The 16934-nt window shown below is 62.2% G+C and carries 16 protein-coding genes; 6 read left to right on the top strand and 10 right to left on the bottom strand.

Translation table 11 applies throughout. The features are described from left to right. The first annotated feature begins 9 nt into the window (after positions 1 to 9). The 5 genes from KI614_RS00795 (at position 10) to KI614_RS00775 (ending at position 7782) form a co-directional block, all read left to right on the top strand. Positions 10 to 1155 carry an ABC transporter substrate-binding protein gene (locus tag KI614_RS00795; protein ID WP_226407218.1) on the top strand — a complete coding sequence of 382 codons (1146 nt, stop codon included), beginning with the start codon at positions 10 to 12 and terminating at the stop codon, positions 1153 to 1155. Positions 1156 to 1227: 72 nt separating this feature from the next. Next, positions 1228 to 2001, top strand: a complete 774-nt coding sequence (locus KI614_RS00790; RefSeq protein WP_203468228.1) for an enoyl-CoA hydratase — start codon at positions 1228 to 1230, stop codon at positions 1999 to 2001. Positions 2002 to 2089: 88 nt separating this feature from the next. Beyond that, positions 2090 to 3136, top strand: a complete 1047-nt coding sequence (locus KI614_RS00785; RefSeq protein WP_226407217.1) for a hypothetical protein — start codon at positions 2090 to 2092, stop codon at positions 3134 to 3136. Positions 3137 to 3201: 65 nt separating this feature from the next. After that, entirely contained in the window at positions 3202 to 7194 is a 3993-nt protein-coding gene (locus KI614_RS00780) for a Pls/PosA family non-ribosomal peptide synthetase (protein ID WP_226407216.1), read from the top strand. A gap of 9 nt (positions 7195 to 7203) precedes the next feature. Beyond that, positions 7204 to 7782 (top strand): 4'-phosphopantetheinyl transferase superfamily protein, encoded by a 579-nt coding sequence (locus KI614_RS00775; RefSeq protein ID WP_226407215.1) that lies wholly within the window; start codon positions 7204 to 7206, stop codon positions 7780 to 7782. 32 nt (positions 7783 to 7814) lie between these two features. Here KI614_RS00775 and KI614_RS00770 read toward each other — a convergent pair whose 3' ends face one another. Genes KI614_RS00770 through KI614_RS00730 form a run of 9 tightly spaced genes read right to left on the bottom strand, consistent with a single transcriptional unit; the run spans position 7815 to position 13450 of the window. Next, positions 7815 to 8420: a Maf family protein gene (locus KI614_RS00770; protein ID WP_226409190.1), complete on the bottom strand. Its 606-nt coding sequence runs from the start codon at positions 8418 to 8420 to the stop codon at positions 7815 to 7817. Beyond that, a complete protein-coding gene (rlmH, locus tag KI614_RS00765; RefSeq protein WP_226407214.1) occupies positions 8420 to 8890 on the bottom strand; it encodes a 23S rRNA (pseudouridine(1915)-N(3))-methyltransferase RlmH in 471 nt (156 codons plus the stop codon). The genes KI614_RS00770 and rlmH overlap by 1 nt, the downstream gene beginning before the upstream one ends. After that, positions 8887 to 9252, bottom strand: coding sequence for a ribosome silencing factor (gene rsfS / locus KI614_RS00760; protein WP_203468223.1), 366 nt, complete (start codon positions 9250 to 9252; stop codon positions 8887 to 8889). Before rsfS ends, rlmH begins: the two co-directional genes overlap by 4 nt. Beyond that, entirely contained in the window at positions 9252 to 9905 is a 654-nt protein-coding gene (nadD, locus tag KI614_RS00755) for a nicotinate-nucleotide adenylyltransferase (RefSeq protein ID WP_226407213.1), read from the bottom strand. The genes rsfS and nadD overlap by 1 nt, the downstream gene beginning before the upstream one ends. Beyond that, positions 9898 to 10671 carry a BPSS1780 family membrane protein gene (locus KI614_RS00750; RefSeq protein ID WP_203468221.1) on the bottom strand — a complete coding sequence of 258 codons (774 nt, stop codon included), beginning with the start codon at positions 10669 to 10671 and terminating at the stop codon, positions 9898 to 9900. Before KI614_RS00750 ends, nadD begins: the two co-directional genes overlap by 8 nt. A 1-nt stretch (position 10672) precedes the next feature. After that, the gene (locus KI614_RS00745) at positions 10673 to 11419 is read right to left on the bottom strand and encodes a BPSS1780 family membrane protein (RefSeq protein WP_226407212.1); all 747 of its coding nucleotides are present in this window, start codon (positions 11417 to 11419) and stop codon (positions 10673 to 10675) included. Positions 11420 to 11428: 9 nt separating this feature from the next. Further along, positions 11429 to 12355: a homoserine kinase gene (locus KI614_RS00740; protein ID WP_226407211.1), complete on the bottom strand. Its 927-nt coding sequence runs from the start codon at positions 12353 to 12355 to the stop codon at positions 11429 to 11431. Between the two features lie 3 nt (positions 12356 to 12358). Continuing rightward, complete coding sequence (locus KI614_RS00735; RefSeq protein ID WP_226407210.1) at positions 12359 to 12688, bottom strand: DUF2782 domain-containing protein; 330 nt, start codon at positions 12686 to 12688, stop codon at positions 12359 to 12361. Positions 12689 to 12721: 33 nt separating this feature from the next. Next, a complete protein-coding gene (locus KI614_RS00730) occupies positions 12722 to 13450 on the bottom strand; it encodes a TIGR00730 family Rossman fold protein (RefSeq protein ID WP_413464165.1) in 729 nt (242 codons plus the stop codon). Between the two features lie 5 nt (positions 13451 to 13455). Here KI614_RS00730 and polA point away from each other — a divergent pair, with 5 nt between their 5' ends. Beyond that, positions 13456 to 16182 carry a DNA polymerase I gene (gene polA, locus KI614_RS00725; RefSeq protein ID WP_226407209.1) on the top strand — a complete coding sequence of 909 codons (2727 nt, stop codon included), beginning with the start codon at positions 13456 to 13458 and terminating at the stop codon, positions 16180 to 16182. 36 nt (positions 16183 to 16218) lie between these two features. Here polA and KI614_RS00720 read toward each other — a convergent pair whose 3' ends face one another. Continuing rightward, positions 16219 to 16932 (bottom strand): hypothetical protein, encoded by a 714-nt coding sequence (locus KI614_RS00720; protein WP_226407208.1) that lies wholly within the window; start codon positions 16930 to 16932, stop codon positions 16219 to 16221. Between the last annotated feature and the right edge of the window lie 2 nt (positions 16933 to 16934).

Below are 16934 nucleotides of genomic sequence, written 5' to 3'. Positions count from 1 at the left end.
AGACAAACCATGAAACAAACCATCAAGAAGCTGGTTGCCGGTGCTGCGCTGGTCCTCGGTGCCTTTGGCGCCATCGCCGCCGAACCGATCAAGATCGGCTCGGTACTCTCGGTCACCGGCCCGGCCGCCTTCCTCGGCGATCCGGAACTGAAAACGATCCAGATGTATGTCGAAGACATCAACAAGAAAGGCGGCCTGCTCGGACGTCCGCTCCAGCTGGTGCATTACGACGACGGTAGCGATGCCAACAAGGCCAACGGCTTTGCCAAGCGACTGATCGATGACGACAAGGTCGACATCCTGGTCGGCGGCACGACCACCGGCGCCACCATGTCGATGGCCCCGCTGGTTGAAAAAGCCGGCATCCCCTTCATTTCGCTGGCCGGTGCCGTGGTCATTGTCGAGCCGGTCAAGAAATGGATTTTCAAGACCCCGCACACCGACCGCATGGCGGCTGAAAAAGTCTTCGAGGACATGAAGAGGCGCGGCCTGACCAAGGTGGCCCTGCTCTCCGAAACCAGCGGCTTCGGCAATTCCGGCAAGAAGGAAACCGAAGGCGTGGCAGCCAAGTACGGCGTCACGCTGGTAGCCAACGAGACCTACGGTCCGAAAGACACCGACATGAGCCCGCAACTGACCAAGATCAAGAACACCGCCGGCGTCCAGGCCGTGTTTGTCTTCGGTCTCGGCCAGGGTCCGGCCATCGTCACCAAGAACTACAAGCAACTGGGCATCAGCCTGCCGATCTATCACGCCCACGGCGTCGCTTCCGAAGAGTTCATCAAACTCGCCGGCCCGGCCGCCGAAGGGGTTCGCCTGCCGGCGGCCGCACTGCTCGTTGCCGACAAGCTCGATGCCAAGGACCCGCAAAAGCCGGTGGTCACGGCCTACACCAAGGCTTACAACGACAAGTGGAAGAACGATGTTTCCTCGTTCGGCGGTCACGCTTATGACGGTCTGATGATCGCGGTCGACGCCATCAAACGGGCCAAATCGACCGATAAGGCCGCCGTGCGCGATGCCATCGAAGCGACCAAGGGCTATGTCGGAACCGGCGGCGTGGTTAATATGTCTGCGACCGACCACATGGGCCTCGATCTCTCGGCTTTCCGCCTGCTTGAGATCAAGAACGGCGACTGGTCGCTCGTTCAATAACAAGATTCATTCGACTTGGGCCGCCCGGGGCATGCCCTTGGCGGCCATTTTTTTGCACTCTGGAGAGCAGCAATGACACAAGTAGTCCTGACCGAAATCCACGGCAAAGTGGGTCTGATCCGCATCAACCGCCCGGAGGCGATGAATGCACTGAACAATGACGTAGTCGATGGCATCGGTGCCGCGGTCGACGCCTTCGAAGCCGACGAAAACATCGGCTGTATCGTCATCACCGGTAATGAGAAAGCCTTCGCCGCCGGAGCCGACATCGGCTTCATGAAGGACTTCGATTACATGCACGCCTACAAGACCGATTTCATCACCCGCAACTGGGAGCGCGTCAAAACTGCCCGCAAGCCGGTGATCGCTGCGGTGGCGGGCTTCGCGCTGGGCGGCGGCTGTGAAATGGCGATGATGTGCGACATGATCTATGCCGCCGACACCGCCAAGTTCGGCCAGCCGGAAATCAAGCTCGGCACCATGCCCGGCGCCGGCGGCACACAGCGCCTGCCGCGCGCCATCGGCAAGGCCAAAGCCATGGACATGTGCCTGACCGGGCGCATGATGGACGCTGCCGAAGCCGAAAAAGCCGGCCTGGTCGCCCGCATCATCCCGGCCGAACAGTTGCTCGAAGAAACCCTGAAGGCCGCCCAGACCATCGCCGGCTTCTCGCTGCCGGTGGCGATGATGATCAAGGAAACGGTCAACCGCGCCTACGAAAGCTCGCTCAACGAAGGTCTGCTGTTCGAGCGCCGCGTCTTCCACTCGGCTTTCGCACTGGAAGACCAGAAGGAAGGCATGGCCGCCTTCGTCGAGAAGCGCAAGCCGGTGTTCAAGAACCGCTAAGCCGCAAGGCTGGTTTGGACCTGAAAGGCAGCTTCGCGCTGCCTTTTTCAATGGCCGGCGCGACAGCCGTCTCGCGCTAAAATGCGTCATGCATTTATTTGTCGATATTTCCAGCCACGGCTTCGGCCATCTGGCGATTACCGCACCGGTCCTCAACGCGCTGGGCAAATTGCAGCCTGATTTGCAGTTGACCGTGCGCAGCAGCTTGCCGGCCCGCAAGCTGGCCCAACGTATCCAGTCGCCTTACCGCCTGATCGAAGGAAGCACCGATTTCGGCTACGTCATGCTCGACTCGACCCGCGTCGATCTGAATGCCAGTGCCGCCGCCTATCGCCAGGCACATGCCGACTGGCCGGGGCGCGTCGCAGCCGAAAGCGAATTTCTGGCCAGACTCGCACCTGATCTGGTCCTGACCAACGTCAGCTATCTGCCGCTGGCGGCGGCAGCCAACGCCGGGATTCCTTCGGCTAGCCTGTGTTCACTCAACTGGGCCGATCTCTTTGCCCACTTTTTCGGCGATCAAAGCTGGGCCGGGCCGATACACCGCGAGATGCTGTCCGCCTACAACGCCGCACAGGCCTTCTTGCGCGTCACTCCCGGCATGCCGATGCCGGCACTGAACAATCTTCAGCCCGTTGCGCCGATTGCCGCCCGCGGTCTCGCCCACGATCTCGGCCTGGGGACAGATAAAGGCGTGCTCGTGGCCATGGGCGGCATTGCCCATCACCTGCCCGTCGAACAGTGGCCGCGCCTGCCCGGCGTGCGCTGGCTGGTACCGGGCAACTGGCAATGCCGACACCCGGATGCAATCGCCATCGAACACTTCAAGCTGTCGTTTACCGACTTGCTCTGTTCCGTCGATGCAGTCATCACCAAACCCGGCTATGGCACATTCACCGAGGCCGCCTGCAACGGCACGCCGGTGCTCTACCAGCGACGCGATGACTGGCCCGAACAGGACTGCCTGATTGCCTGGCTGGCCAGCCATGGGCGCTGCCATGAAATCGAGGCCCGGCAACTCGTTAACGGCGATCTCGCGGCTGCACTCGCACAACTCGACCGTCAGGCGATGCCGGCCTTGCCTTTGCCCGATGGCATCGAGCAAGCGGCCCGGCAACTGGCCATGCTCATCTAATAATAATTTTTACCCGATCCGCGCCCTTCGCCCCCGCTTGGGCGCAGGATTTGGCACAATCCGGCATGCTCGAAAATTGCCCCGTTCCCGACCAGCCCGGCCGTCTCGCCGGCCCCGATGCCCCCGACCTGATCCGCCATGAAGTACTGGCCGATCTTTTTGAAGCAACGGCAGCGCGTCTGGCGGACAAAACGGCACTGACCTTTGCCGGTCGCCAACTCAGCTACGGCGAATTGAATGCAGCAGCCGACCGGGTTGCCTCGCGCCTGATCGCCGATGGCGTTCGTCCCGGCCAGATTGTCGGGCTGTGGCTGCCGCGCGGCATCGACCTGCTCGTCATGCAACTGGGCATTGCCAAGACCGGTGCTGCCTGGCTGCCTTTTGATGCCGATACGCCGGTCGACCGCATCAATGTCTGCCTCGACGATGCCTGCGCCGCCGGTTTGGTCAGCCACACGCCGGTCAGTCCGCTGGCTTGCCGCGGCTGGCTGAGCAGCGAACTGCAGGCGGCTCACCCGGGGCCGCTCAATCATCGCCATGACGCCCGGCCGGAAGATCCGGCCTACGTCATCTACACCTCCGGCTCGACCGGCAAACCAAAAGGCATCCTGATCAACCAGGGCGCCATCTGCCACTTCCTGCGCAGCGAGAATGCCATTCTCGGCATCCGGGAAAGCGATCGCGTCTATCAGGGCTTTTCGGTCGCCTTCGACATGTCCTTCGAGGAAATCTGGATCAGCTACCTGGTCGGCGCAACGCTCTGGCTCGCGCCCAAGGAAGTAGCGACCGATCCCGAAGCCCTGCCGCTAGCGCTGATCAAAAACCGGGTCAGCGTCCTGCATGCCGTCCCGACCTTGCTGGCACTGTTCAACTGCGACGTACCCGGTCTGCGGCTGATCAATCTCGGCGGTGAAGCCTGCCCGCAAGCCATCGTCGAACGCTGGGCCAACGCCGGTCGCCAGGTGTTCAATACCTACGGCCCGACCGAGGCGACCGTCTCGGCCAGCCTGGCCGAACTGCACCCCGGCCAGCCGGTCACCATCGGCCGGCCTTTGCCGAATTACGGCCTGCTGATCGTCGATGCTGCGGTCGACCAGCCTTTGCGCCTGCTTTCCCAAGGCGAAACCGGGGAGCTATGCATCGCCGGGCCGGGGGTCGCCGCAGGCTATCTTGGCCGCCCCGATCTGACCGCCGAGAAATTCCTCGCCAATCCGTGGGCCGGCACGCCGCATGAAAGCCGGCTCTACCGTACCGGCGATCTGGCACGCATCGATGAAAACGGTCAGATCCACTGCCTCGGGCGAACCGATGATCAGGTCAAGATCCGCGGTTTCCGCGTCGAACTCGGCGAGATCGAAGCCACCCTGACCCGCCAGCCGGGGGTCGGCACGGCGGCGGTCATCCTGCGCCAGGACGAGGAAATCGAGCGTTTGGTCGCCTACCTTGTGCTGGAGGAAAACAGCGCGACCAACGCCGGAACGCTGCGCAGCGCACTGAGCGAGACCTTGCCGCCCTATATGGTGCCGGCCCATTTCGAAATGCTCGACAGCATGCCGCGCCTGACTTCCGGCAAGATCGACCGCAAGGCGCTGCGCGCCCGGCCGCTCGACATGCCGGCCGGACTGAGCGGCGAGTCGGACGAGCCACAAACGCCGACCGAAGAAATCCTGTTTGCCGCCCTCGCCCGTTTGTTTCCCGGCCAGCCCATCCAACGGGCCGCCGATTTTTTCAGCGATCTCGGTGGCCATTCGCTGCTCGCCGCTCGCCTGGCTTCCAGTTTGCGGACAGAAACACGCTTCGCCGGATTCTCGGTCCGCGACATTTATCTCAATCGGCAAATCGGCAGGATTGTCGAAGCTCTCGACGCCACCACGGAACTGACCAGCGACAGCAGTGCGGCAAGCTGGGCCACTCCGTCGCCACTGAAACGCTGGCTGTGCGGCATTGCCCAGGCCTGCATCCTGCCCTTGCTGGTCGGCCTGCGCATGGGCCAGTGGCTGGCCCCGTTCTTCACCTACCATTTCTTCACCGGCGACCCCGGTGACTCGATTGCCCGCGCCGTCGCCGTTTCGGTCGGTGTCTTCCTCTTCGCGACGCTGCTCGGTTTCGCCCTGGCCATTGCCGGCAAGTGGCTGGTTGCCGGCCGTCTGAAAGCCGGCAGTTACCCACTCTGGGGGATGACCTATTTCCGCTGGTGGCTGGCCGACCGGATGATCGAAGGCGCACCGGCCTACATGCTCAGCGGCTCCCCCCTGATGGTCTGGTGGCTGCGCGCCTTGGGCGCCCGGATTGGCCGCGAAGCCCTGATCGGCAACATCACGCTGCGCGCCCATGACCTGCTTGAAATCGGCCACGGCGTGAGCATCGGCAATGCCGTCAATCTGGAAAATGCACGGGTCGAGCGCGGCCAGTTACACCTTGGCCGCATCACCCTGGAAGACGATGCCAACATCGGCTCCTATTCCGTCCTGGAAGGCAACACCCGCATCCGTCAGGCCGGCCATCTCGAAGGGCAATCCGCCCTGAGCGATGCACAGGAAATACCGGCTAGCCGTATCTGGAGCGGCTCGCCGGCCCGTGATGTCGGCCCCTTCGAGGCGGATGCGCTGCCTCCCAGGCCACAAGTTTCCGGCTGGCGAATTACCGGGGAAGCCATTTTTTATGTCGGCGGCGTGTTGACCACGGCAATCCTGTTTTTCATGCCGGTATTCCCCAGCTTCATGTTGGTCGACTGGCTGGACAGCGACCCGGGGCAGCCCGTGCCGGGCATTCCCTGGCAGCTGATCAAATATTTCGGCTTCGCCTTTCCGGGCACCGCCGTCCTGATCATCGGCACCCTGCTCGGTTCGGCACTTTTCCGCTGGACGCTGCTCCCCCGCCTGAAAGCCGGACGCTGGGCGATTCACAGCCGGGTCTATTGCAGCCGCTGGCTGGTCAACCAGATCCAGGAGTCCAGCCTGAATATCCTGCACGGCATCTATGCCACGGTCTACGCCCCATTCTGGTACAGATTGCTCGGCGCCAAGGTCGGACGTGATGCCGAAATCTCGACCGCCCAGGGCCTGGTGCCCGACCTGCTGACGCTCGGCGACGAAACCTTCATCGCCGATGCAGTCATGCTCGGCGATGAAGAAATCGATGGCGGCTGGATGTCGATCCAGCCAACCATCGTTTCGCAGCGCAGTTTCGTCGGCAACGGCGCCTTCATTCCGGATGGCACCATCCTGCCGGAAAACGTGCTGATCGGCGTTCATTCACGCGCACCGGACAATGCCCGGATGCAACCGGGCGACACCTGGCTCGGCTCACCACCCATCAACCTGCCAGCCCGCGAACAAACCGCCGGCTTCCCCGAAGCCCTGACTTTCCGCCCGTCACGCGCCCGCCGCCTGGGCCGCGCCCTGGTCGAAGCTTTCCGCATCATCTCGCCGCACGCGCTGGTCATTGCCGTCGGCTACACCGTCGTACTCAACGTCATGCCGCTGGCCGAAACCGGTGAGTGGCGCGCAGCCTTTACGGCCCTGACCCTGGCCGGACTGCTGTTCGGGATCGGCGCATTTTTCTTCGTCGTACTTTTCAAATGGCTGTTCATCGGCAATTACCGCAAAGCCTCGGCCCCGATGTGGACGCCGTTTGTCTGGCTGTCGGAAGCCGTCACCAGCCTGTACGAAGGCATCGCCGTCCCCAACTTCATGCGCTACCTGCGCGGGACGCCGTGGTTGCCGATCGCACTCAACATGCTGGGTTGCCGTATCGGACGCGGGGTTTATATCGACACCACCGATGTCACCGAATTCGATTGCGTCCGGATTGGCGAACACAGCGAAATCAACGCCCTGGCCTGCCCGCAAACCCATTTGTTTGAAGATCGCGTCATGAAAATTGACGAAGTGGTCATTGGCAAACGGGTTTACATGGGGCCACGCAGTACCGTGCTCTACGGTGCGGTGGTCGCCGACAATGTTCGCCTCGGACCACTGACACTGGTCATGAAGGGTGAAAGCCTGCCGGCCGGCTCAAGCTGGCGTGGCTGTCCTGCGGCGCCGGCCCGCAACTGATCGCCGCCGGTGCGCGCTCCGCCCATCCACCACTGGCCGGCGTGTGCCGGGCAGGCCATTCGGCATGAGGGCCTGATCGTTATCGCGGTCGACACGCCCGAAACGCCAATTCGCGATGCAGCCCGCCAACGATTGCGACAGGCACTGAGCGAAGTTTTGGCCGAGCAAGGCATCGCCGATCGGCTGATCGTGGAAGCAGGCCGCCCCCCGCGCCTGGAGCGACATCCAGGCATCGGCCTGTCGTGCACACACGAGCCCGGGCTTTCACTGGCGGCCATTCATTTCAATGGGCCGGTCGGCATCGATCTGATGCGGCTTGATGCCGGGCTGCCCGACACGACGGAAATCCGGCAATTGGCCAGCGACTATCTGGGCCCCGGCATGGTGCAACGGCAACTGGCCGATCCGCCCGCCTTTGCGGCCGCCTGGACGGCACATGAGGCCAGCCTGAAATGCCTGGGCCTGGCGTTAGAAGAATGGACCCCGGCGCTGGCGGAAAGGCTCGCTCAATGTCGCTGCATGCGGCTGGCTTTACCGGCCAGCCATGTCGGCACGCTGTGCGTCAGCCCAACCCGGATGCCAGCCTGAGTACTGCGCCAGAGAGCAGCGGACTCGACCGTTCAGTCAGGCTTGAGCCCGACGCGCTTGAGCAATTCACCGGTCGCACAAAGCGGCAGGCCCATGACGCCGGTGTAGCTGCCGGAAAGATGCTCGACAAACATCCCGGCACGGCCTTGGATGCCGTAGGCACCGGCCTTGTCCATCGGCTCGCCGCTACGCACGTAATGCTGGATTTCAGCCTCTTCGATGACCCGGAAAGTCACTTCGCTGCGCGACAAAACGTAGTCGACACGCCCGGCAAAAGCCACGGCGACACCGGTCAGCACGCGATGCGTCTGGCCGGACAAGCGGCGCAGGATGACCACCGCATCATGTTCGTCGAGCGGCTTGCCAATAATCTGCCCATCGAACTCCAGCGTCGTGTCAGCCGACAAAACCGGACGCAGCGGCAACTTGCGCCAGGCAAGCAGACGGGCGCCATGTTCTGCCTTGGCGCGGGCAACACGCTCGACATAGTCGAGCGCAGCTTCACCCGGTAAGGGCGTTTCATCGGTCTGCGGATCACTGCGCTCGCCGGTGCGGAAAATCACGGTATCGAAATCGACGCCGATCTGGGTCAACAGTTCACGACGGCGCGGACTGCGCGAAGCGAGATAGATGCGCATCATCCCTCCCGGTGGTAAGGGTGGTTTTTCAGGACGCTGACCGCACGATAAAGCTGTTCGCAGAGCAGCAGCCGGGCCATGCCATGCGGCAGGGTCAGGCTGGAAAGGCGCAGACGGTCGTCGGCCTGTTGCTTGAATTCTTCATCGAGGCCATCGGCCCCACCGATCAGCAGCGCCACGTCGCGCCCGTCGAGCATCCAGGCTTCAAGCCGTTTGGCCAGCTTGAGCGTGGTCAGGTCGTCGCCTTTTTCATCGAGCACGACAATGCGGCTGCCGCTGGCCAGGGCTTCGCGGATGCGGCCCTTTTCAGCTGACAGCAATTGCTCGCGGGTCTTGGAGCCGCGCGGTTCGGGCTTGATTTCGGTGACGCTGGCCGGCAGTTCGCGCGGCATGCGCTTGAGGTACTCGGCACAACCGGCGCTCACCCAGTCGGGTTGGCGATGGCCGACGGCGAGTACGCTCAGCTTCATTCGCCGGCAGCCGGCTCCGCTGCCTTGCGGCGCTGGGCTGGCGTGGCCTTCCACAGTTCCTCAAGGTTGTAATAGGTGCGGATGGTCGGTTGCATGACGTGCACGACGATATCGCCGAGGTCGACCAGCACCCATTCACCGGTGTCTTCACCTTCCATCGAGAGCACTTCGCCACCGGCTTCGCGCACTTTTTCGGAAACATTGCGGGCCAGTGCCTTGACCTGACGATTCGAGTCGCCGGTCGCGATGACCAGACGATCGAACATCGAGGTCAGCTTGCTGGTGTTGAGTACTTCGATATCCTTGCCTTTGATGTCTTCAAGGGCGGCGACGACGATTTTTTGCAGCTTTGGGATGTCCATTAGGCGTTTCTGTAGAGAGAATGGGTCCGAATATAGTCGAGAACGGTATCCGGCAGCAAATAGCGCGCCGATTTTCCGTTGCTCAGCAGGGTACGGATCTGGGTTGCCGAAATCGCCAGCTGGGTCATCGCAAAAGTCACGATTCCGCCGGCTGGTCTGGCTTTCAGTGCATCGGCATCGAGCAATCGGCGGGCGCTGAATTCGGCGGCCAGTTCTTCCGGCAAACTGGCCACTTCGACCGGAAAACCAGGCCGGTGCGAAACCGCCACGTGCGCCAGCGAAAATATGTCGCGCCAGCGATGCCAGGTGGCCAGACCGGCAAAAGCATCGGCCCCGACCAGCAGGACGAGCGACTGTTCGCTGCCCAGTTCGCGGCGCAAACGTTCGAGCGTCAGCACGGTGTAACTTGGCACGGTCGCTTCGACTTCACCGGGATCGACTGAAAATTGCTCATTTTCAGCCGTCGACCGCAGCACCATCTCAAGCCGCTGGGCCGGCGTCACCTGCGGCGTGCCGCGATGCGGCGGATGCCCGGCCGGAATCCAGCGCACGCCAGCCAGGCCGAGATGGGCGATGGATTCTTCAGCCAGGCGAAGGTGGCCGAAATGGACGGGATCAAAAGTCCCGCCGAACAGGCCTAGCGGTTCAGACAATTTCCGAAATGCCGAAGATGTCGCGATAGCAGGCGTAGAAGCTGGCAAAGACAGCCGGCGCGATGATCAGGGCCATCGGTACGGTGACCAGCGCCGTCATGAACGACTGCCCTTCCGGAAAAATCACCAGCAGCAAGCCGAGCAACACACCCGGCGCAACGCCGCAGACCAGCAACAGGCCAAGACCGTAGGTCAGGAAGGGGCGCCAGTTCATCCAGCAGGCAACGAAGCTGAAGAACAGCGACTTGGCGAGCGACAGACGATGCCAGGCGGCGAGTACCGGGGCAAACCACCAGGCCATCATGACCGGCAGCAGCAAGAGAACGACGACCAGCGACGGCAGCAGGAAATCAGCCTCTTCAAGTGCCGCACGCTCTGCCTTGCTGCCCGAGAGCATGTAACGCAGCAGGTCGCCGCCATCGAACAGCGCAGAAATACCGAGCACGCCGAGCGTGCAACAAAGGTACAGAGCGCCGAGCAGGACCAGCGTCCGGGCGTTTTCACGAAAACCACCGAACAGCGTCTGGATACCAACCGGCTGGCCACGTTCCAGATTGCGCGCCGCCTGCATCAGGCCGACCGACAGGCCCGGAATGGCCATCGAAGCCGCCAGCGCACCGATCAGCGGCACGATGTTGAGGAAGATCATGACAAACCAGTAGGTCATCACCAACATCGACAACATCGGCGGATTGCGCCGGAAAATGGCAAAGCCGGCGGCGATCCAACGCCAGCCGGCATTGGCCGGAAGAGTCAGGGCGCGCATCTCAGACGCCCTCGAAAATATCGCGGTAGGAGGCGTAGACCGCGCCGGAGAAGACCGGCAGGAACAGCAGCAGGCCCAAACCGAGCGGCAACATCGCGAAAAACAGCGCGACCACGAGGAAAACCCCGAAGATGGTCATCGCCAGCCAGTTTTTCGCACCAGCGGCAAAGCTCGCCTTCATCGCATCGAGCGGCTTCATGTCGTGGAAGAAAACCAGGGCCGGGGCAAACCATGTGGCCATGATGACCGGTATCGACAGCACCATGACCAGCAGGCCGGCCAGCATGACGCCGCCCAGCGCGATCCCGAAACCACCGACGCGGCCGGTCACAACGCCGCCGAGAATGCCGCCGCTGACGAGCAGGAAGGCAAGAAAGGCGATGCCGAAGATACCGGTGGCAAAGAACACGCCGACCATGACCAGTTCACCGGCGCCATGGCGAAAACCGGCGAACAGATCGGCAATTTCGGCCGGTTTTTCTTCCGCCAGGTGGCGGCAGATCTGCACCATGCCGGCGCCGAACAGCGGCACCAGCAAATGGGCAGCGATCTGGCCGAAAAATGGCACGATGGAAATCGCCATCAGCATGATGAGCAGCAAGACGGCACTGCCGATCCACAAGCCGGGATTCGCCAGGAACATGGCCCAGCCCTGGCGCAGCCAGTCAAAGCAGGCACCGGGATCGACTTCGCGGCTGGCGCCGGTAAACGGGGCCGGGGCCATCGGGAATGCAGTGGATTCGTTCATGCGCGGATGCTAACGGGACAGCGCTTCGGGAGCAAGGCGAAAACCTTGCAACATGCGCCGAAAATGGTCCGGGTCCTTGATTGTCACCACATCGCCATGCCGCGGCTGCTGACGAACCTCAAGCCGCAGCAGCCAGAAACGCAAGGCCGCAGCCCGCCGGATGGCCGGCCAGGCAGCCACTTCGGCATCTGACAGACGACGCCGGCTGGTGTAACCCTCAATCAGGGCGGTCAGGGCGAGATCATCAAAGCACCAGTCGTTGGCAACGACCGCCAGATCGAAGAGCAGGACATCTTCGCCAGCAAAATAGAAATCGAGCACGCCACCGAGTTGACCGCGGGAATCCCACAATACGTTGTCGCGGAACAGATCGGCATGGATGATGCCGCGCGGCAAGGCCAAATAATCCTGTGCCTGCTGGAAAGCCAGTTCATCGGCCAGCAAGCTTTGCTCGTCGCGATCCAGCAGAGGCAGCAAAGCCGTACCGACCGCCTGGCGCCAGGCAGCGCCGCAGGGGTTGGGCAGCGGATTCGGTAGATCGGCGCCGGCTGCATGCAGGTCAGCCAAGGTGGCACCAAGCAGGCGGCAACGCGCCGGCGTCGGCGCTTCATCGGCAGTGCCGGGCAGGCAGCTGAGCAGCGCAGCCGGCTTGCCGGACAGCGGCCGCCACAATTGGCCAGCCGCATCGGCCAATGGCTGTGGACACGGAATGCCGCGCCCGGACAGCCGGGCCATCAGCATCAGGTAGAAGTCGAGCGCCTGCGGCTCGATGCGTTCGAACAGCGTCAGCACATAGCGACCGCTCGCCGTCGTCACGAAATAGTTGGAGTTCTGCATGCCGGCAGCGATGCCGGCATGACTGATCAACTCACCCAGCCCAAGCGGCTGGAGCCAGGCGGAAAGTTCGTCGCGCCCGACGGTGGTATAGACGGACAAGTTTTACCAGGAATGCAGAATCCACATCGGCGGCTTGACGTTCGGCCCGAAGGTGTCGGATTCAATGAAATTACCGTCACCCTGACGGTCGACCAGGTAGTAGGTCTTGCCGATCGACGGCGTGACCTTGACCATGTAAAGCTTGCCCTTGATGCGGAATTCCTCGCGCGTTTCCTTTTCGGTCTTGACGATATTGACCTGCGGTTCAAGCGCGGCGTCGAAAGCCTCCATGCCGGGAGGCGGCGGCGGGACAGCCGGCAACGGCTGGAGATCGCCTTGCTGGGCCCAGACCGGCAAGGCAGCAAGCATGAGAAGGGGGACAATGCGGCGCATGAAAATTTCCTCGGTTATCTGAAGCCGATTTTATTACAGGTTGAGCATCATCTCGCGTTCGCTTGGCAAGGGAGCGAAGGGACGAGCCTCGTAATGCTTGAAGATGGCCTCGACCACCTGCGACGGTTCATCGATCAGCTGGATCAGGTCGATGTCTTCCGGATCGACCATTTTTTCCTCGACCAGACGCTGCTTGAACCAGTCGATCAGCCCTTTCCAGAAATCGGAGCAGACCAGAATCAGCGGAATCTTGCGCGCCTTGCCGGTCTGGATCAGGGTCAGCGCTTCCATCAACTCATCCAGCGTCCCGAAGCCGCCCGGCATCACGACATAAGCGCTGGCAAAGCGGACGAACATGTACTTGCGGGCAAAAAAGTGGCGGAAGGTCTGTGAAATATCCTGATACGGGTTCGACGATTGTTCATGCGGCAACTGGATATTGAGGCCGACCGAGGGCGACTTGCCAAAATACGCCCCTTTGTTGGCCGCTTCCATGATCCCCGGACCACCGCCGGAAATGACCGAGAAGCCGGAATCCGACAGCAAACGGGCAATGTTTTCAGTCAGTTCGTAATACGGCGACCCCGGCTTGACGCGGGCGCTGCCGAAAATCGTCACGGCCGGACGAATGGCGGCCAGCCGCTCCGTCGCTTCGACGAACTCTGACATAATGCCGAAAATCCGCCAGGACTCGCGGGCCGATGCCGAATTCAGCAAGGCCTCGGATTCCACCCCCATCACCAGCTTATCGCTCTCAGTCACGTCTCATGCCTCTCTTATTGTTGGTGGACGGTTCGTCCTATCTCTATCGCGCCTTCCACGCCCTGCCCGACCTGCGCAACAAGGCCGGCGAGCCGACGGGCGCCATCTACGGCGTCCTGAACATGCTACGCCGGCTGGAAAGCGACCACAAGGCAGACTACAAGGCCGTCGTCTTCGATGCCAAGGGCAAGACTTTCCGCGACGACTGGTATCCGGAATACAAGGCCCACCGGCCGCCAATGCCGCCCGAGATGGTCAGCCAGATCGAACCGCTGCACGCCGCGATCCGCGCTGCCGGCTGGCCGCTGCTGATGGTCGATGGGGTCGAAGCTGATGACGTGATCGGCACGCTGGCGACGCATGCCGCGGTCGACGGCATCGAAACGCTGATTTCCACCGGCGACAAGGACTTGACCCAATTGGTCAATCCACTGACCCGCTGGTACAACACGATGAGCAACGAGCTGCTCGACGAAGCCGGCGTGGAAGCCAAGTTTGGCGTGCCACCGGGCAAAATCGTCGACTATCTGGCGCTGGTCGGCGATACCGTCGATGGCGTCCCCGGCGTCGCCAAATGTGGCCCGAAGACGGCACTGAAGTGGCTCAACCAATACGGTTCGCTGGATGAAATCGTCGCTCACGCCAACGACATCGGTGGTGTCGTCGGCCAGAACCTGCGCGATCACCTTGCTTTCCTGCCGCTCGGCAAGAAACTGGTCACCGTCGCCTGCGACCTGTCCAATTTGCCGGCTCCCGGCACGTTGACCACGACAGAGCGCGACAGCGACACGCTGCGCACGCTGTACGAGCGTTACGAATTCCGCACCTGGCGGCGGGAGCTCGATACGCCGGGCAATACGCAACCGGCGCCCGATTCACCGACCCATGCCCTCGCCGAGACACCCGTCCCGGCTGCGGCGCCGGTCGAAGTCAGTTACGAAACCGTTTTCGAGTGGACGCAATTCGAAGCCTGGCTGCGCAAGATCGAAGCGGCCGAACTGACGGCTCTCGATACCGAGACGACCAGCCTCGATTCCTTCGCCGCACGCATTGTCGGCATTTCGCTCTCGGTCACACCGGGCGAAGCCTGCTACATCCCGCTCGGCCACACCGCCCCCGGCGTTGCCGACCAGCTGCCGCTCGATGCTGTGCTGGCCCGCTTGAAACCGTGGCTGGAAGCAGTCGACCGCAAGAAAGTGCTGCAAAACGCCAAGTACGACCAGCATGTCTTTGCCAATCACGGCATTGCGCTGGCCGGCATCGCCCACGACACGATGCTGCAAAGCTACGTCATCGAGTCCGACAAGGGCCACGACCTTGGTCAGTTGTGCAGCCGCCATCTCGGCCTCGCCACCATCGCCTACGAAGACCTGTGCGGCAAGGGTGCCAAACAGATCGGCTTCGACCAGGTCGATATCGAGCGCGCCGCCACCTACGCCGCCGAAGATGCCGATGTCACTTTGCGCGTCCATCAAACGCTGCATCCGCAATTCAGCGGCGAAAAAGGCCTCGACTACATCTACCGCGCGATCGAAATGCCGGCCCGCCAGGTTATCTGGCAGATGGAACGAACCGGTATCCTGATCGATGCAAGCACCCTGTCGCGCCAGAGCCACGAAATCGGCCAGAAGATCATGGCTCTTGAGGCCCAGGCTTACGAACTGGCCGGCCAGCCGTTCAACCTCGCTTCGCCCAAGCAACTGGCCGAGATCCTGTTCGAAAAGCAGGGTTTGCCGATCAAGAAGAAAACACCTTCGGGCGGCCCGTCAACCGACGAAGAAGTGCTTTCCGAACTGGCGCTCGATTACCCATTGCCCAAATTGCTACTCGAACACCGCAGCCTGGCCAAGCTCAAGGGCACCTATACCGACAAGCTGCCGCGCATGATCAACCCGGCGACCGGTCGCGTTCATACGCACTTTTCGCAGGCCTCGGTGGTGACCGGACGACTCGCGTCGAGCGACCCCAATCTGCAGAACATTCCGGTACGCACCGAGGAAGGCCGGCGCATCCGCACCGCCTTCGTCGCCCCGGCCGGCCACCACATCGTTTCAGCCGACTACTCGCAGATCGAGCTACGCATCATGGCGCATCTGTCGGGTGATGAGCGCTTGCTTGAGGCTTTTGCGCTTGGCGAAGACGTACACCGTGCCACCGCCGGCGAAATTTTCGGCGTCACGCCACTCGAAGTCGGCCCCGATCAGCGCCGCGTCGCCAAGAGCATCAACTTCGGCCTGATCTACGGCATGAGTGCCTTCGGGCTGGCTCGTCAGCTCGGGCTGGAGCGCAGCGCGGCACAGACCTATATCGACCGCTACTTCAACCGTTATCCGGGCGTCGCCCGCTACATGGAAGAAGCCCGCGAAGCGGCTCGCCAGACCGGCTACGTCGAAACCGCTTTCGGCCGTCGACTGTGGTTCCCGGACATTCGCTCAAGCAACGGCAATCGCCGCCAGGGGGCGGAACGGGCCGCGATCAACGCGCCGATGCAGGGCACGGCGGCCGACCTGATCAAGCTATCGATGATCGCCGTTCAGGACTGGCTGGAAAAATCGGCGCGCAAATCACGCCTTGTCCTGCAGGTGCACGATGAACTGGTGCTCGAAGTGCCGGACGAGGAACTGGCCGAAATCCGCCTCCAGCTACCGCGCCTGATGGGTCAGGTGGCTGAACTGAAGGTGCCGCTGATCGTCGAAGTCGGCGTCGGCCCGAACTGGGAAGCGGCGCACTGAGGATGGTTCAGCCGGACTGCAATCCGGCTGAAAATCTCACACCGAGAAATGTCCCGAACCGACCAGCGGCACGGACAAGGGCCCGGTCTTGCAGACGGAGGTTTTCGGATCACGCACGGCCACGGTGAAGATGTAGGCGTAGTGCCACGGATTGTCGTTTGACGACTGGTAGACCGTGGCAAAGCCGTTGGTTTCGAGAATCCGGCTAAGACACATCGGCGTCGGCCGCCAGTAATCGCCAAACGCCCCCTCCTCGAAATGCACCGACTGGAGGAAAGGCGTCACCAGAATCACTGTGTCGTGGCTCAGGGCGCAGATATTCTCGATCGCCTTATGGATCTCAAAAACGTGTTCCAGCGTCGTGTGGTTGTAAGCCACTTGATACTTGCCACGCAACTCGGCCGGCAGATCTTCCTCAAGATCGATGAAAACCGCATCGCCCGACTGGTCTTCCATACCTTTGGTGCCTTTGAAGTTGGACACCGCGTAGGCCGAGGCACGCGAGAAGTAATCGCGGTAGTGACCGCCGCGCTGGTCTTCATCGCGCCAGCCGCTGACATTGATCACCGCACCCTCAAACTGGCCGGCGATCTTGGCCAGCTCGCGATTCGACCATTCACGCGGCCGTACTTCATGACGCCGTGCACGCCGCATGGCGGCAGCGACCAAACGGTATTGCCAGGCGCACAGTGCATTGACGACAGGGCCGATGACCGGCAACTTGAGCAGGCCGACAAGCAGGGTTTCCATGA

It is taken from the genome of Dechloromonas denitrificans (genome assembly GCF_020510665.1).
GTDB lineage: Bacteria > Pseudomonadota > Gammaproteobacteria > Burkholderiales > Rhodocyclaceae > Azonexus > Azonexus denitrificans_B.
This window is presented reverse-complemented; position numbering and strand designations above follow the sequence as displayed.

Coding starts and splice junctions, on each gene's coding strand:
- KI614_RS00770 (WP_226409190.1), bottom strand. CDS start 8,420: ATGCGCATCTATCTCGCTTCGCGCAGTCCGCGCCGTCGTGAACTGTTG.
- rsfS (WP_203468223.1), bottom strand. CDS start 9,252: ATGGACATCCCAAAGCTGCAAAAAATCGTCGTCGCCGCCCTTGAAGAC.
- KI614_RS00745 (WP_226407212.1), bottom strand. CDS start 11,419: ATGAACGAATCCACTGCATTCCCGATGGCCCCGGCCCCGTTTACCGGC.
- KI614_RS00720 (WP_226407208.1), bottom strand. CDS start 16,932: ATGGAAACCCTGCTTGTCGGCCTGCTCAAGTTGCCGGTCATCGGCCCT.
- KI614_RS00780 (WP_226407216.1), top strand. CDS start 3,202: ATGCTCGAAAATTGCCCCGTTCCCGACCAGCCCGGCCGTCTCGCCGGC.
- KI614_RS00735 (WP_226407210.1), bottom strand. CDS start 12,688: ATGCGCCGCATTGTCCCCCTTCTCATGCTTGCTGCCTTGCCGGTCTGG.
- KI614_RS00790 (WP_203468228.1), top strand. CDS start 1,228: ATGACACAAGTAGTCCTGACCGAAATCCACGGCAAAGTGGGTCTGATC.
- polA (WP_226407209.1), top strand. CDS start 13,456: ATGCCTCTCTTATTGTTGGTGGACGGTTCGTCCTATCTCTATCGCGCC.
- KI614_RS00795 (WP_226407218.1), top strand. CDS start 10: ATGAAACAAACCATCAAGAAGCTGGTTGCCGGTGCTGCGCTGGTCCTC.
- KI614_RS00750 (WP_203468221.1), bottom strand. CDS start 10,671: ATGCGCGCCCTGACTCTTCCGGCCAATGCCGGCTGGCGTTGGATCGCC.
- KI614_RS00785 (WP_226407217.1), top strand. CDS start 2,090: ATGCATTTATTTGTCGATATTTCCAGCCACGGCTTCGGCCATCTGGCG.
- rlmH (WP_226407214.1), bottom strand. CDS start 8,890: ATGAAGCTGAGCGTACTCGCCGTCGGCCATCGCCAACCCGACTGGGTG.